Here is a 14,303-nt window from a genome sequence, read left to right on the forward strand (position 1 = left end):
CTGAGCCCTGTAGAGTACAGAGCCCGTTCCGCTGTAGCCTAGACAATTACTGTCCAACTTTTGGGGCGCACTTCACTTGTGAATACATTCAAATGTGGGAGGGGGCTTGCCCCCGATGAGGCCTGTGGCCGCGCCACACCCTTCAATCGAACATGAACAGCGCATCATTGCTGAACTGCGCTTCGAACCGATGCGCCGGCATTGGCCGCCCGAACAGGTAGCCCTGTACCTCGTCGCAACCATGCTCGCGCAGGAAGTCCAACTGCTCGTGGGTTTCCACGCCCTCGGCGATCACCGCCAGGTTCAGGCTGTGAGCCATGGCGATAATGGCGCGGGCGATCTGGGCATCCTGCTCGCCGGACGGCAGGCCGTCGACGAAGGTGCGGTCGATCTTCAGTACATCGATGGGGAACTGCTTGAGGTAGTTGAGCGACGAGTAACCAGTGCCGAAGTCGTCCACCGCAATGCTCAGGCCCAGGTTTTTCAGGCTGTCGAGGATGTGCATGGCTTCGTTGACTTCGCGCATCAGGATACTTTCCGTCAGCTCAAGCTCCAGGCATGCCGGCGGCAGGCCGGTGTCCTTCAGAATGGTGGCGATGCGGGTGCCCAGTTGGCCATCGGAAAATTGCCGCGCGGAGATGTTCACCGAGACTTTCGGCACGCGGACTTTGTTCTGGTGCCAGGTCTTGAGCTGGCGACATGCCTCGGCGATAACCCAATCGCCCACGTCTACTACCAGGCCCAACTCTTCCAGCACGGGGATAAAGTCCCCCGGCGGCACCAGCCCGCGACGCGGATGGCGCCAGCGCAGCAGCGCCTCGGCGCCGGTCAGGCGTTTGCCGTCGCCGCTGAATTGCGGCTGGTAATAGAGCACGAATTCGTTCTGGTCGAGGGCGTGGCGCAGGTCGCTTTCCAGTTCCAGGCGTTCAAGGGCGCTGGCGTTCATGTCGGCCTGGTAGAACTGGAAGTTGTTCTTGCCGCGTTCCTTGGCGTGGTACATCGCGGTGTCGGCGTTTTTCATGAGCTGGCTCAGCTCGTTACCATCCTGCGGGCTCAAGGCGATACCGATACTGGCGGTCACAAAGAACTCGCGGCCCTCCAGCACGAACGGCCTCACCAGGCTCGCTAGGATTTGCTCGGCCACATGAATGGCGCGGTTGAGCGCCATTTCACGGTTGACCCGCGGTTGCAGCAACAGGGTGAATTCGTCGCCGCCCATGCGCGCCACGGTGTCGTCTTCGGCCACACAACCTAGCAGACGGGTCGCCATTTCCTTGAGCATGCGGTCGCCGGCGGCATGGCCCAGGGAGTCGTTGATCGGTTTGAAACGGTCCAGGTCAAGGAACATCAGCACCACCCACGACTTCTGCCGTTCGGCCGACTGCAACGCAGTGTGCAGGCGGTCCTGGAACAATGTGCGGTTGGGCAGGTGGGTCAGGGCGTCGTAATAGGCCAGGCGGTGGATGCGCTGCTCGCTGGCCTTGCGCTCGCTGATATCGCTGAAAAAACACACGTAGCTGGCCAAATCGCCTTCATCGTCGAACACGGCGGTGATACCCACCCAGGCCGGGTAATGCTCGCCGTTGCGGCGCTTGAGCCACACTTCGCCCTCCCAGGTGCTGTGCTGATGCAATTGCTTGAGCACATAGCGCAAGTGGGCTTCCTGCTGCTCATCGACGGTGAGCATGTTGGGTAACTGGTCGAGCACATCCGCCACTTCATAACCGCTGACCCGGCTGAACGCTTCGTTGGCCTGCACGATATAGCCTGCCGGGTCGGTGATCAGGATCGCCGACGTGGAGTGCTCGAATACCGTGGCCGCCATGCGCAGGTCTTTTTCCGCGCGGCGTTGCTGGCTGATGTCCCGACCGACGCCGAGGATGCCCTCGAACGTGCCGTGCTCGTCCCACACCAGCACCACCCGCAATTCGATCGGCACTTTACGACCGTCGGCGCGCAGGCAGTCGAACAGAAACAGTTGGGTCTGCACCTGATCGCGCAGCTTGCTCAGGGCCTCCTGGTCGCCCAGGGCGCGGCTGACCTGTTCCACCAGGCTGTAAATGCCGGCCAGTTGCTGCGGGTTGGCGATGATCGATTGCCAGCCGTTCTTGAACACCCAGTCCACGTCATAGCCCAACACCGCGTTGACCGAAGGGCTGATGTAATTAAGGGCCAAATTGCTGTCGGTGGAGCAGATCACGTCGCTGATGCTCTCGGCCAACATGCGGTAGCGCTGCTCGCTGTCGCGCAGAGATTCGCTGGCTTCGATCTGGTCGGTAATGTCCTTGGCCACCCCGATAATGCGGGTGACTTGAGAGGTTTTGTCCCGGGCCAGGGCCTGTTCACGGATATCGAAACGTCGCCACTGGTTGTTGCGATGGCGAAAGCGCAGTTGGCAGTGCAGTTGGGTGGCATAACCGGTCTGGCGTTGCTGCTGGCGCAAGTCGTGATAATGCTCGGCGTCTTCGGGATGCAGCAGGATTTCCCAGAAGTACTCACCCATTTGCTGCAGTTCGACGCGGTTATAGCCTAGGGTCTGGCCCAAGTGGTGGTTGCTGAAAATCATGCGCTGGCTGATCACGTCCTGTACATACAGGTGGTCCGGCACTGTGCGGACCACGTCCGACCAGAAACTTTCGCGCTCCACCAGGGACAGTTCGATCAGCTTGCGACTGGTGATATCGCTGATACTGAGAATCACCGCCTTGAAATCGTCCTGCTGCTCTGGCAAGCGCATCACCAGCCACAGGTATTGATCGTTGCCGGCCACATCGTTGAGCTGGATTTCCAGCTCTAACTGGTCCTGTTGGGTCAGGACCGCTTCGAGGATCTGGTAACCGATGGAGGTAACGTTGTTCGGGCAATCGCTGATCAAGCGTTCCCAGGCGTCTTCGCACGAACCCACGTTGAGCAGGCGTACCGCGACCTGGTTGACTTCGGTGATGCGCAGCTCATCGAGCAGTTGGCGATAGTCGTCCGGGTTGGCATGCCGCCAGGCGTTCAATTGTTCGCGGCTGCGCAGGTGCGCGCGTTCAAAGAACGTGGTGAGGCCGGATAGGTCAAGCACGCACAGGGCCACGCCGGTGCCTTCGAAAATGTCCTGGTAACGGCGGCGTCCCTCATGCACCTGGCGCTGACGACGGCGCATGTTAAACAGAACGATCACGGGGACCAGCGAGAAGGCCAGGCCCAGGAGGCATTTGCCGATGAACGCCGGTAGCAGTTCCTCAAGCACGGCGCTGCGGTCGAACAGGCCGCGCAGTTGCCAATCGCTTTTGCTCAGAGGCGTGACCAGTACACTTTTGTTCAATTCGTCCGGGGTCAGGGCGCTGGTCCATTGGGCCGGCATGCCGCTGTCACGGCTGATCACGCGGTGGTTGAGGCGGTTCTCGATGGCCCACGCCGGGCGCTGGCCCGGGTTGTCCTGGCGGGTGAGGTTGGTCAGGTACTCCGGTGCCAGCCGCAACGCCCAGTACACCCTGGAACCGCCGCTTGGCTGGTGCAGCAACAGATAGATGAGCGAACCGTCGTCGTTGTTGCTCAGGTAATAGGCTTGGCCGTGGCTGCGCTGTACCAGATCTTCGAGCCAGGCGGCGTCCTGGCTATCGGGCGCGCTGTCGCTGATCATCGCGCCGCTGGGGGCGAGCAGGGCCACGCTGCGTAATTCCGGCAAGGAGCGTTGCAAGGTCAGCATCAGTGCCTGTTGCTGTTCGCGGTCGCGCGGTGCTTCGACCATCGGCAGCAGGTTCAGGGCGATTTTGGCGCTCAGGGCCATGTTCAGGCTGATCTGTTCGGCCAGGTCGGCGCTGTAGTCGATGGTGTATTGCTGCTGGTTTTTCTGGTTTTGCTGCAGTTGATCCAGCAACTGCCAGAACAATAAAGCGAGCAGCAGCAAGACGAGCGTCGCCAGTGCGCCTTTAAGAGGACCGTGCAGGGGCGCTCCCGGCGCTAAATGAGCGGCGCGCAAGGGAGTTGGCGGCGTGACTTTGGACAAGCTGTAATCCTGCGGTTTGGCTGGACTGGCGCGCGACGTGCACTATAAGCCGGACGCCCGGAGGGCGGCTAGCATGCCTTGTGTTGTGGCAAAGTGCCAGTCCCGCCTGGCTGGACTGACCAAGCGCATTCAGGTAGCTTTGCCGGTTACGCGGGGGCGTTCCAGCCCCAGATATTCAGGCTTTTTCCGCTCGCTGGCATTGATGATAGTCAAAGGCTCGCGCGGCGCATGGCCTGGCACGGGCTTCGCCCGCTCAATTCATCAGTCACTGACGCTAGGTTCACCATGGCTCAATACGTCTTCACCATGCATCGGCTGGGCAAAGTTGTCCCTCCGAAGCGGGAAATCCTGAAAAACATTTCGTTGTCCTTCTTCCCCGGCGCCAAGATCGGCGTGCTCGGCCTCAACGGCTCGGGTAAATCCACCCTGTTGAAAATCATGGCTGGCGTCGACACCGAGTTCGAAGGCGAAGCACGCCCGATGCCCGAACTGAACATCGGTTATCTGCCGCAGGAGCCGCAGCTGGACCCGGCCAAGACCGTGCGTGAAGTGGTCGAAGAGGCCGTCAGCGTGATCAAGGACGCCCAGGCGCGCCTGGATGAAGTCTATGCCGCCTATGCCGAGCCGGACGCCGACTTCGACAAACTGGCCGCCGAACAGGCCAAGCTCGAAGCCATCCTGCAGGCCGGCGACGGTCACAACCTGGAGCGTCAGCTGGAAGTCGCCGCCGACGCGCTGCGCCTGCCGGCGTGGGATGCCAAAGTCGAACACCTGTCCGGTGGTGAAAAGCGTCGCGTGGCCTTGTGCCGTCTGCTGCTGTCGGCCCCCGACATGCTGCTGCTCGACGAACCGACCAACCACTTGGACGCCGATTCCGTCGCCTGGTTGGAGCATTTCCTCCACGATTTCCCGGGCACCGTGGTTGCGATTACGCACGACCGGTACTTCCTGGACAACGTGGCGGGTTGGATCCTCGAACTCGACCGTGGCGCCGGCATCCCTTACGAGGGCAACTACTCCGGTTGGCTGGAAGCCAAGTCCGAGCGTCTGGCCGCCGAATCCAAGCAGCAATCGGCTCACGAAAAGGCCATGAAGGAAGAACTGGAATGGGTGCGCAAAGGCGCCAAGGCCCGCCAGTCCAAATCCAAGGCGCGTCTGCAACGCTTTGAAGAGATGCAGTCGCAGGAATTCCAGAAGCGCAGCGAAACCAACGAGATCTACATCCCGGCCGGCCCGCGCCTGGGTGACAAGGTCATCGAATTCAAGAACGTCACTAAAGGCTATGGCGACCGCGTGCTGATCGACAACCTGTCGTTCTCCATGCCAAAAGGCGCGATCGTCGGCGTTATCGGCGGTAACGGTGCGGGTAAATCCACACTGTTCCGCATGCTGATGGGCAAGGAAACCCCGGATTCGGGCAGCATCGAAATCGGCGAAACCGTGCAACTGGCCTGTGTCGACCAGAGCCGTGACGACCTGGACGGCAGCAAGACCGTGTTCCAGCAGATTTCCGACGGTTCCGACCAGATCCGCATCGGCAACTATGAAATCCCGTCGCGCACCTACGTCGGCCGTTTCAACTTCAAGGGCGGCGACCAGCAGAAGTTCGTCAAGGACCTCTCCGGTGGTGAGCGCGGCCGCTTGCACCTGGCCCTGACCCTGAAAGAGGGCGGCAACGTCCTGCTGCTCGACGAACCGTCCAACGACCTCGACGTCGAAACCCTGCGTTCCCTGGAAGAAGCCCTGCTGGACTTCCCAGGCGCCGCCATTGTGATCTCTCACGATCGGTGGTTCCTTGACCGCGTCGCGACCCACATCCTGGCGTACGAAGATGACTCCCAAGCGGTGTTCTTCGAAGGCAACTACACCGAGTACGAAGCCGATCGCAAGAAGCGCCTGGGCGATGCCGCTGCCCAGCCACACCGTGTACGTCACAAAAAACTGGCCTGATCCCGGGCCGGTTAAAAAAACGGTGCCTTCGGGCACCGTTTTTTTTGCACATTCCCCTGACCCACACCGATCAAATGTGGGAGGTGGCTTGACCTCGATAGCAGTTCCCTCGACGGTGCAGACCCCTAGCCTGGCAATCCCCTTTAAAGTGCAGAAAACTCCCGTTTCCCCGGTTTATTTACATCCAATGCACCATTTAAATTCACAAAAGCGACATTTCGCCCTGTCGCGGTGCGACATGAATTGTTAAAGTCCGGCCCAATCTCATTTAAAAACAATCAATTTGCCGAGACTTTTCATGATCGAATCCGTCGAATCCTTCCTCGCTCGCCTAAAGAAACGTGACCCTGATCAGCCGGAATTTCACCAGGCCGTAGAAGAAGTCTTGCGCAGCCTGTGGCCGTTTCTCGAAGCCAATCCGCACTATCTGACTTCGGGCATTCTGGAGCGGATGTGCGAGCCCGAGCGTGCGATTACGTTCCGGGTGTCGTGGGTGGATGATCACGGCAAGGTCCAGGTCAATCGCGGGTTCCGCATTCAGATGAACAGCGCCATCGGCCCGTACAAGGGCGGGCTGCGTTTCCATCCGTCGGTGAACCTGGGGGTTTTGAAGTTTCTCGCTTTCGAGCAGACCTTCAAGAATTCCCTGACCTCGTTGCCCATGGGCGGCGGCAAAGGGGGGTCGGACTTCGATCCCAAGGGCAAGAGCGACGCCGAGGTGATGCGTTTCTGCCAGGCGTTTATGAGCGAGCTGTATCGGCATATCGGTGCGGACGTCGATGTGCCGGCCGGTGATATCGGCGTGGGTGCCCGGGAGATCGGCTTCCTGTTTGGTCAATACAAGCGCCTGAGCAACCAATTCACCTCGGTGCTGACCGGCAAGGGCATGACCTACGGCGGTAGCCTGATCCGTCCCGAAGCCACCGGTTTTGGCTGTGTGTACTTTGCCGAAGAAATGCTCAAGCGCGACGGCCAGCGCGTGGAAGGCAAGCGCGTCGCGGTATCCGGGTCCGGCAACGTGGCGCAATACGCGGCGCGTAAGGTCATGGACTTGGGCGGCAAGGTGATTTCCCTGTCTGACTCCGAAGGCACCCTGTACGCCGAAAGCGGTTTGACCGAGGAGCAATGGTCGGCGCTGCTGGAACTGAAAAACGTACAGCGCGGCCGTATCAGCGAACTGGCCGAGCGCTTTGGCCTGGAGTTCCGCAAAGGCCAAACGCCGTGGGCGCTGGCCTGTGACATCGCTTTGCCCTGTGCGACCCAGAACGAACTGGACGCCGACGCCGCCCGCACCTTGCTGCGTAACGGCTGCCTCTGCGTGGCCGAAGGCGCCAATATGCCGACCACGCTGGAGGCTGTGGATATCTTTATCGAGGCAGCCATTCTGTTCGCACCGGGCAAGGCATCCAATGCCGGTGGCGTGGCGGTGAGCGGCCTGGAAATGTCGCAGAACGCCATGCGCTTGCTGTGGACCGCCGGGGAGGTGGACAGCAAGCTGCACGCCATCATGCAATCGATCCATCACGCGTGTGTGCACTACGGCGAAGAAAACGGCCGGGTTAACTACGTCAAAGGCGCGAATATCGCCGGTTTCGTCAAAGTGGCCGACGCAATGCTGGCCCAAGGCATCGTCTAGGCCTCGGTGTCGATGCGCAGCACTTCGATCAACTGATCGCCGACGGGGCGCTTCCAGAGCACCTCGTCACCGACCCGCGCACCGAGCAACGCGCGGCCAAGGGGCGAGCCCCAGTTGATCAACCCTGCACTGGCGTCGGCCTGGTCTTCACCCACCAATTGGATGCGTTGCTGCTCATCCTGCTCGTTGGCGAAGGTGACCCAGCTGCCGATCTGCGCCTGATCGGTGGACGTGGCAGGCGCCACCACCTGGGCGCTTTGCACCCGCTGGTTGAAATAGCGCAAATCCCGCTCAAGGTCGGCTTGGCGCTGTTTATCGGCCTGCTCGCCCTTGGCGGATTCGGCGCCATGTTCCTGCTGCAACTGCGCGACTTTGGCGTGCAACTGCGCCAGACCTTGCGCGGTCAGGCGGTTGGGTTGCTCACTGACTTGACGCTCCACCGGCTGATCGGCCTGGGCGGCGGCGTTGTCTTCATTTACAAAAGCACGGCTCATGATGATCTCCCTCTATGGAGCTTGGGCCATGTTCGCTGTGCTTTAGTTTCGATGGATGTCTGAAAGCGACCTATTGCGAGCGATAGGCCCGGGCTGCATCGCGATCCTTCTCCTGCTGCCACTCGCGTTCGCGCTCATCCCAATGGCGCTCTTTGTAATCGCGCAGTTCTTCGTTCTCCCGCATCGCCTTGCACTGACGAAAACCGTCCTCCCAGCCCTCGGCGTACTCCCGCTCTTGCAGATAGCGCGGCACATTCTTGCGAAACTCCCCACTGATCACCCCAGCCGCCTGGCGACCGCTGCTGCAGCCATCGTCAAAGCCATCGGCGAAGGCCGGTGGATAACCCTTGGCCAACAATTCCTGATGGGTCGTCTGGCAACCCGCCAACCCCATTACCGCCCACAACATGACCGCATACCGCCACATGGCGTACTCCCTGGCCGTTTTACGGCTGATAGGGAAAGTCTAGAAGGGGTTTCGTCGGACGGATGTGAAGGGGGTGTGAGAAATGTGTTGGCCTTAACGGTAGAGGCCAAATCTTTGCTCAGCCCGCTTTAGGGGTTAGGTCGCCTGCTGCGTGGTCAGCGCTGCGTGCTCAGCCAATTCCTGCTGGATAAACGCCGCAATCATGGCGCGATAAACCTGTTCGGTGACTTGCGGATTGGCGCCCGCCACCTCCGCCAGGTTGCGCACTTTGGCGATCACTTGTTCGACCCGCTGTGGGGCCTTGACGCCATCGGCATCTTTTTTGAAGTGGGCGGCCTGGGAGACGTAGCGGCCGCGTTCGGCCAGAAGAGTGACGATTTGTTGGTCGAGGCGGTCGATATTGTTTCGAACTTCTTCAAGGGTGGTGCAGGTAACGGCCATGTCGAGTGAACTCCTGATGGTGCGGGCAATGCTAACAAATGGGGGAGGGTGCTTGCCCCTTCCCGCATTTTTGATTTTCGCCAGGCGTTGGTCAGTAGTGGTACCACTTCACTTCAAGCATCACTTCATTGACCGGTGAGGATAGATGGCTGTATTCGCGCTGGGCGCTCAGGCGCAGGCCCAGGTTGCGGGACAGTTCCCACTGTTGGTTGAGGCTGAGGCTGCGCCGCACTTCGCCATTGGTGAAGAAATCGCCTTTGGCTTCCAGGCTCAGGTTGCCCAGCGGGTTTTTCCACAGTACGCCGGTGTTAAAGCCAGCGGCCGGGGAGATGGCTTCGTTGAAGTCGTTGTTGTGTTCCACACGCACGGTGCCGAGGGCGAAGCCGAGCATGTCGTCGCGCAGTTGCCAGGTGCTGCCGGCGCCGCCGTTGACATGGGCGACCAGGGTTTCGTCGTCGTGTTTGCCCGGTACGCGTTCCAGGCCGCCGGTGACTTGCCAGGACCAGGGCTGCAGCAACGCGTTGCGCGGGGTCAGGGAGCGGATGGTGGCCAGGTCCAGTTGTTGCAACTGCCAGTGGTTGCCTTCGTACTGGCGCAGTTTCATTTGCAGGATTTCGATCTGCGCGCCGAGGGGGAAGCCTTCAGCGTTGTCGTTGAGGTCGTGGTAAGCCATGCGCAGGCCGTATTCGCCGAAAGCCTTGTCGCCACGGGTGCCGATACCGGCTTGCCAGGTGCGGGATTCATGGCCGTCTTCCGGCAGGCCGGGCGGCTGGATCTTGAGGTCGGGCGCAGGGTTCTGGTTGATCGCGCGCAGCAGCTCGAAGCTGCGTTGGGAGCGGACGGTGTCGCGTTCCAGGCCATTGGCGCGGTAGCGGCCCAGGCGATAAGCCGCGTCGATAATCAGGGCCTGACGCTCGCGGGGCAGGGCCTTGAAGGCCGGCTCCTGCAATTGCTTCTGGTCGTCGCTGATCTTGAGCACCCATTGCTGCTCGTCGCCATCCAAGGGTTTGGCGCGTTCAAGCAATTCGCGCTCGCGGGACGGGCGATAGTCGATTTTCTCTACAAGACCCGCTTCTTTCACCGCTTTTACCGTATCGGTGGGGATGGCGGTCAGCGGGAATTGCTCGGTCAAACGCAGGCCGGGGCGGGCGACTTGCAGCAGTTCCAACAGGCGATAAGAGCAGTTTTCGTCGAAGAAAAAGTAATCGAACTGGATCTGCTTGAGTTCCCACACATGCTCGACCATGCGCTCGGTCTCGACCTGGGTAAGGTTGAGGCGGTATTCCCACAGGTCGCGGTTCTCCAGGCTACGGTACTCGGAGAGTTTTTCCTGGTAGGGCACCAGCGCGAAAAGGCCGGGGTAGCCGCCCATCAGGCCCTTCCAGGCGTAGAGAATGCTGTTGTCCGAGCCTTCGATATACGCGCCGAAATTAATCGCGTAGCTAAGCAGTGCGGTGTTGTTGCTTTGCACGTCGGCCTGGTCGATACGCAACAACGTGTGGCCGAACATCGACGACGGACTGTTGAGGTAGGCCGCCGGGAAGATCATCACCGCACTGTGGGGGGCGACGTCCTTGAACCATTGCTTGAATTCGGCGCAGTCCACGGCGGGCAGGTCGGTCAGGTGCAACTGATCCTTGAGCCAGCGGGTACGTGCGGGGTAGACGCATTGGGCGTGTTTTTCACCCAAGCTGGCGGGCGCATAGAGTGCGTCGACGGTGGCCTTGAGTTCCGCGTCCGGATGGTGAGCACCATCGGCCGCCAGGAAAAATTTCTTATCGCTGACATAACTGCGCCAGCCTTTGAGCTTGCCGGCTTCGTAATGGCCCAGGGAAAGCCAGAACGGATCGTTGGCCAATTGCTGCAAACGTTGATCATCAAGGTGCGGGGCCGCATACAGCGGGGCGCAGGCGAAGAGTGCCAGGCAGGCAATTCGTTTGAGCATAAAGGCAACTTAAGTCGGAAATAGAAAGACCCAAAGGGGAGGCGGGCCCAAAAATAAAACCCGCGCCTGGAGAGGCGCGGGTCGGTCGAGCTTAAGCCTGGGTCGCGTATTTCGCCAGACGGGCATCGCTTTTCAGTACAGCGAGGGTGTTGTTGTGCACGTCGTCAGCAGTGACGTCAGCTTTGCTGAAGATTTGCTGGAAGTGCTCGTGAGTCACGGCAGCGAAGTGCTCGCGATCTTCGGGCGCAACACCCAGTACCACGGCGTAGGTGGTCAGTGCTTCGCCATTACCCTTGGCCATGTCTTCGGACAGCTCGTTCATCATGCCATTCATGGCAATCCAAGACTTGCCGCCGTAGGTCAGCGCGCTGTTGGTGCTGCAACCATTGGTGCCCGAGGTCATGCCGAAGGTGGCGTTACCCGAGGTGCCGTTAGTGGTGGAAGCCAGGAAGTGAGCCGGAGTGCCGCGCTGGCCTTCGAACAACATGTTGCCCCAACCGCAGTTCGGGCCACCTGGTGCTTCTGCCATTGCATTGAGGGAGACGACGGTGAAGAGAGTACCGAGAAGGATCCGTTTCATAGCTTTGTTCTCTTTGTGTGCAAACCAATGGACAAGGGTTCAGGCACTTCATAGCGCCCTAGGGATCGGTTATTAGTCCAACCCGCGCAGTTTGGAGTTTAGGCACGTTCGAAGGGTTCCGTGGGTTTTTATAAAACCGATGGCGATTTGATGAAATATCTGCCGGCGGCGTCCCACGTCTATGCTTTCCCTGAGGCCCGCCTTGCCAGAGCGCGCAAGGGGGAGCCAGAATGCCGCTATCTGCCCCGCCTGATGTAAGGAAGCCCGATGCCTGATCCTGTTGCTGCCAGCCTGCGTCTAGCGCCCGATGCGCTGACTCGCCCTTTCTCCGCTGAACAGTTCAGCTTCTCGACCACCAATGATTTGGAGCCCTTTCGCGGTGTGCTTGGCCAGGAACGCGCGGTTGAAGCCTTGCAGTTCGGTGTGGCCATGCCACGCCCCGGTTACAACGTTTTTGTCATGGGGGAGCCGGGCACCGGTCGCTTTTCGTTCGTCAAACGCTACCTGAAGGCCGAAGGCAAGCGCCTGCAAACCCCGTCGGACTGGGTTTACGTCAATAACTTCGATGAACCTCGCGAGCCGCGCGCCCTTGAGTTGCCCGCCGGGGGAGGCGCAGCGTTCATTACCGATATCAACGCGCTGATCGACAACCTGGTGGCCACGTTCCCGGCCGTGTTCGAACACCCTACCTACCAGCAGCGCAAGAGCGCTATCGACCGCGCCTTCAACCAGCGTTACGACAAAGCGCTGGACGTGATCGAACGCCTGGCCCTGGAAAAAGACGTGGCGCTGTACCGCGACAGCTCCAATATCGCGTTCACGCCGATGCTCGACGGCAAGGCTCTGGACGAGGCCGAGTTCTCGCAGTTGCCGGAAGCCGACCGCGAGCGCTTTCACACCGATATTTCCGAGCTGGAAGAACGCCTCAACGAAGAGCTGGCCAGCCTGCCGCAGTGGAAACGCGAGTCGAATAACCAACTGCGCCAGTTCAACGAAGAAACCATCACCCTGGCCCTTCAGCCATTGCTGGCGCCGCTGTCGGAAAAGTACGCGGAAAACGCGGCCGTCTGCGGTTACCTGCAAGCCATGCAGGTGTACCTGCTCAAGACCGTGGTCGAGCAATTGGTGGATGATGCCAAGACCGATGCCCAGGCCCGCAAGCTGCTGGAAGAGCAGTACTGCCCGAGCCTGGTGGTGGGCCATCCGGTCAACGGCGGCGCACCGGTGGTGTTCGAGCCGCACCCGACCTACGACAACCTGTTCGGGCGTATCGAATACAGCACCGATCAGGGCGCGCTCTACACCACCTATCGCCAACTGCGCGCAGGCGCGTTGCACCGCGCCAATGGCGGGTTTCTGATCCTTGAAGCGGAAAAAATGCTCAGCGAGCCGTTCGTGTGGGACGCCCTCAAGCGGTCCCTGCAGTCGCGCAAGCTGAAAATGGAGTCGCCGCTGGGCGAATTGGGGCGTCTGGCCACCGTGACCCTCAACCCGCAGATGATCCCGCTGCAGGTCAAAGTCATCATTATCGGTTCGCGTCAGTTGTACTACGCGTTGCAGGACGCCGATCCGGACTTCCAGGAAATGTTCCGGGTGCTGGTGGACTTCGACGAAGACATCCCGATGGTCGACGAAAGCCTGGAGCAGTTCGCGCAGTTGCTCAAAACCCGCACCTCGGAAGAGGGTATGGCGCCGCTGACATCCGACGCCGTGGCGCGCCTGGCCACTTACAGCGCGCGGCTGGCGGAGCATCAAGGGCGTTTGTCGGCGCGTATTGGTGATCTGTTCCAATTGGTCAGCGAGGCGGATTTCATTCGTCACCTGGCGGGCGACGAGATGACCGACGCCGGCCATATCGAACGCGCACTCAAGGCTAAGGCCACGCGCACCGGGCGGGTGTCGGCGCGGATTCTCGACGATATGCTCGCCGGGGTGATCCTGATCGACACCGCCGGTGCGGCGGTCGGCAAGTGCAACGGCCTGACGGTGCTGGAAGTGGGCGACTCGGCGTTCGGCGTGCCGGCGCGGATTTCTGCCACCGTGTACCCCGGCGGCAGCGGGATTGTCGACATCGAGCGTGAGGTCAACCTCGGCCAGCCGATCCACTCCAAGGGCGTGATGATCCTCACCGGTTACCTGGGCAGCCGCTATGCCCAGGAATTCCCACTGGCGATTTCGGCCAGCATCGCTTTGGAACAGTCCTACGGCTACGTGGACGGTGACAGTGCGTCCCTCGGCGAAGCGTGCACGTTGATCTCGGCGCTGTCGAAAACCCCGCTCAAGCAGTGCTTTGCCATCACCGGCTCCATCAACCAGTTTGGTGAAGTGCAGGCGGTGGGTGGGGTTAACGAGAAGATCGAAGGTTTCTTCCGTCTCTGCGAAGCCCGTGGGCTGACCGGTGAGCAGGGGGCGATCATTCCCCAGGCCAACGTTGCCACACTGATGCTCGATGAAAAGGTGCTGCAGGCCGTGCGGGCTGGGCAGTTCCACATCTACGCGGTACGCCAGGCCGATGAAGCCTTGAGCCTGCTGGTGGGCGAGGATGCCGGCGAGCCGGATGCCGAAGGGCAATTCCCGGAAGGCACCGTCAACGCCCGGGTGGTCGAGCGTTTGCGCGCGATTGCAGAAATGATCAGTGAAGACGACCTCAAAGAAGCAGAGAAGGAACTGGCGCAACAGGCGCTGGCCGAGGCCAAACCCGCTTCATAACAGCCGATGTCACTGAATGCACCGATTTGTGTGGTGAGCGAGCCGGCCTCGCGCGGGGCAAGCCCGCTCATACATGGACGCCCCCAGTATGCCAAGCACTCAATTCGTGAAAACACAGACGGGATAA

The 14,303-nt window shown here is 60.5% G+C and carries 9 protein-coding genes; 3 read left to right on the top strand and 6 right to left on the bottom strand.

Going from position 1 to position 14,303, the window contains the following annotated elements; all coding sequences use genetic code 11:
• Positions 1-142: 142 nt before the first annotated feature.
• Positions 143-3,994: a bifunctional diguanylate cyclase/phosphodiesterase gene (locus ACFZPT_RS26395; protein ID WP_034100829.1), complete on the bottom strand. Its 3,852-nt coding sequence runs from the start codon at positions 3,992-3,994 to the stop codon at positions 143-145.
• Positions 3,995-4,279: 285 nt separating this feature from the next.
• On the opposite strand from ACFZPT_RS26395, the gene ettA reads away from it, so the two are divergent.
• Together ettA and gdhA are read left to right on the top strand one after the other, a co-directional pair.
• On the top strand, positions 4,280-5,944 hold the full coding sequence (gene ettA / locus ACFZPT_RS26400; protein ID WP_034100827.1) for an energy-dependent translational throttle protein EttA: 1,665 nt from the start codon (positions 4,280-4,282) through the stop codon (positions 5,942-5,944).
• A gap of 298 nt (positions 5,945-6,242) precedes the next feature.
• Entirely contained in the window at positions 6,243-7,580 is a 1,338-nt protein-coding gene (gdhA, locus tag ACFZPT_RS26405; RefSeq protein WP_034115169.1) for an NADP-specific glutamate dehydrogenase, read from the top strand.
• On the opposite strand, the gene ACFZPT_RS26410 is transcribed toward gdhA, so the two are convergent.
• The 5 genes from ACFZPT_RS26410 to ACFZPT_RS26430 all read right to left on the bottom strand — a co-directional run bounded on the left by ACFZPT_RS26410 (position 7,577) and on the right by ACFZPT_RS26430 (position 11,467).
• A complete protein-coding gene (locus ACFZPT_RS26410) occupies positions 7,577-8,074 on the bottom strand; it encodes a GreA/GreB family elongation factor (RefSeq protein WP_034100823.1) in 498 nt (165 codons plus the stop codon). The genes gdhA and ACFZPT_RS26410 overlap by 4 nt on opposite strands.
• A 70-nt stretch (positions 8,075-8,144) precedes the next feature.
• Positions 8,145-8,501 (bottom strand): hypothetical protein, encoded by a 357-nt coding sequence (locus tag ACFZPT_RS26415; RefSeq protein WP_034100821.1) that lies wholly within the window; start codon positions 8,499-8,501, stop codon positions 8,145-8,147.
• A gap of 135 nt (positions 8,502-8,636) precedes the next feature.
• Positions 8,637-8,942 carry a chorismate mutase gene (locus tag ACFZPT_RS26420; RefSeq protein ID WP_034100819.1) on the bottom strand — a complete coding sequence of 102 codons (306 nt, stop codon included), beginning with the start codon at positions 8,940-8,942 and terminating at the stop codon, positions 8,637-8,639.
• A 91-nt stretch (positions 8,943-9,033) separates the two neighbouring features.
• The gene (locus ACFZPT_RS26425) at positions 9,034-10,887 is read right to left on the bottom strand and encodes a DUF4105 domain-containing protein (RefSeq protein WP_034115168.1); all 1,854 of its coding nucleotides are present in this window, start codon (positions 10,885-10,887) and stop codon (positions 9,034-9,036) included.
• A 91-nt stretch (positions 10,888-10,978) separates the two neighbouring features.
• Positions 10,979-11,467 (bottom strand): DUF3015 domain-containing protein, encoded by a 489-nt coding sequence (locus ACFZPT_RS26430; protein ID WP_016973832.1) that lies wholly within the window; start codon positions 11,465-11,467, stop codon positions 10,979-10,981.
• Positions 11,468-11,734: 267 nt separating this feature from the next.
• Here ACFZPT_RS26430 and ACFZPT_RS26435 point away from each other — a divergent pair, with 267 nt between their 5' ends.
• The gene (locus ACFZPT_RS26435; RefSeq protein ID WP_034115167.1) at positions 11,735-14,176 is read left to right on the top strand and encodes a Lon protease family protein; all 2,442 of its coding nucleotides are present in this window, start codon (positions 11,735-11,737) and stop codon (positions 14,174-14,176) included.
• Positions 14,177-14,303: the final 127 nt, after the last annotated feature.

Origin of the sequence: Pseudomonas sp. MD330_10 (genome assembly GCF_042610415.1) — a bacterium.
In the GTDB taxonomy this organism is placed as follows: domain Bacteria; phylum Pseudomonadota; class Gammaproteobacteria; order Pseudomonadales; family Pseudomonadaceae; genus Aquipseudomonas; species Aquipseudomonas rhodesiae.

What these genes read in the sequence shown, in the direction of transcription:
- ACFZPT_RS26425 (WP_034115168.1), bottom strand. Translation starts at nt 10,887, where the DNA reads ATGCTCAAACGAATTGCCTGCCTGGCACTCTTCGCCTGCGCCCCGCTG.
- gdhA (WP_034115169.1), top strand. Translation starts at nt 6,243, where the DNA reads ATGATCGAATCCGTCGAATCCTTCCTCGCTCGCCTAAAGAAACGTGAC.
- ACFZPT_RS26435 (WP_034115167.1), top strand. Translation starts at nt 11,735, where the DNA reads ATGCCTGATCCTGTTGCTGCCAGCCTGCGTCTAGCGCCCGATGCGCTG.
- ACFZPT_RS26415 (WP_034100821.1), bottom strand. Translation starts at nt 8,501, where the DNA reads ATGTGGCGGTATGCGGTCATGTTGTGGGCGGTAATGGGGTTGGCGGGT.
- ACFZPT_RS26410 (WP_034100823.1), bottom strand. Translation starts at nt 8,074, where the DNA reads ATGAGCCGTGCTTTTGTAAATGAAGACAACGCCGCCGCCCAGGCCGAT.
- ACFZPT_RS26420 (WP_034100819.1), bottom strand. Translation starts at nt 8,942, where the DNA reads ATGGCCGTTACCTGCACCACCCTTGAAGAAGTTCGAAACAATATCGAC.
- ACFZPT_RS26430 (WP_016973832.1), bottom strand. Translation starts at nt 11,467, where the DNA reads ATGAAACGGATCCTTCTCGGTACTCTCTTCACCGTCGTCTCCCTCAAT.
- ettA (WP_034100827.1), top strand. Translation starts at nt 4,280, where the DNA reads ATGGCTCAATACGTCTTCACCATGCATCGGCTGGGCAAAGTTGTCCCT.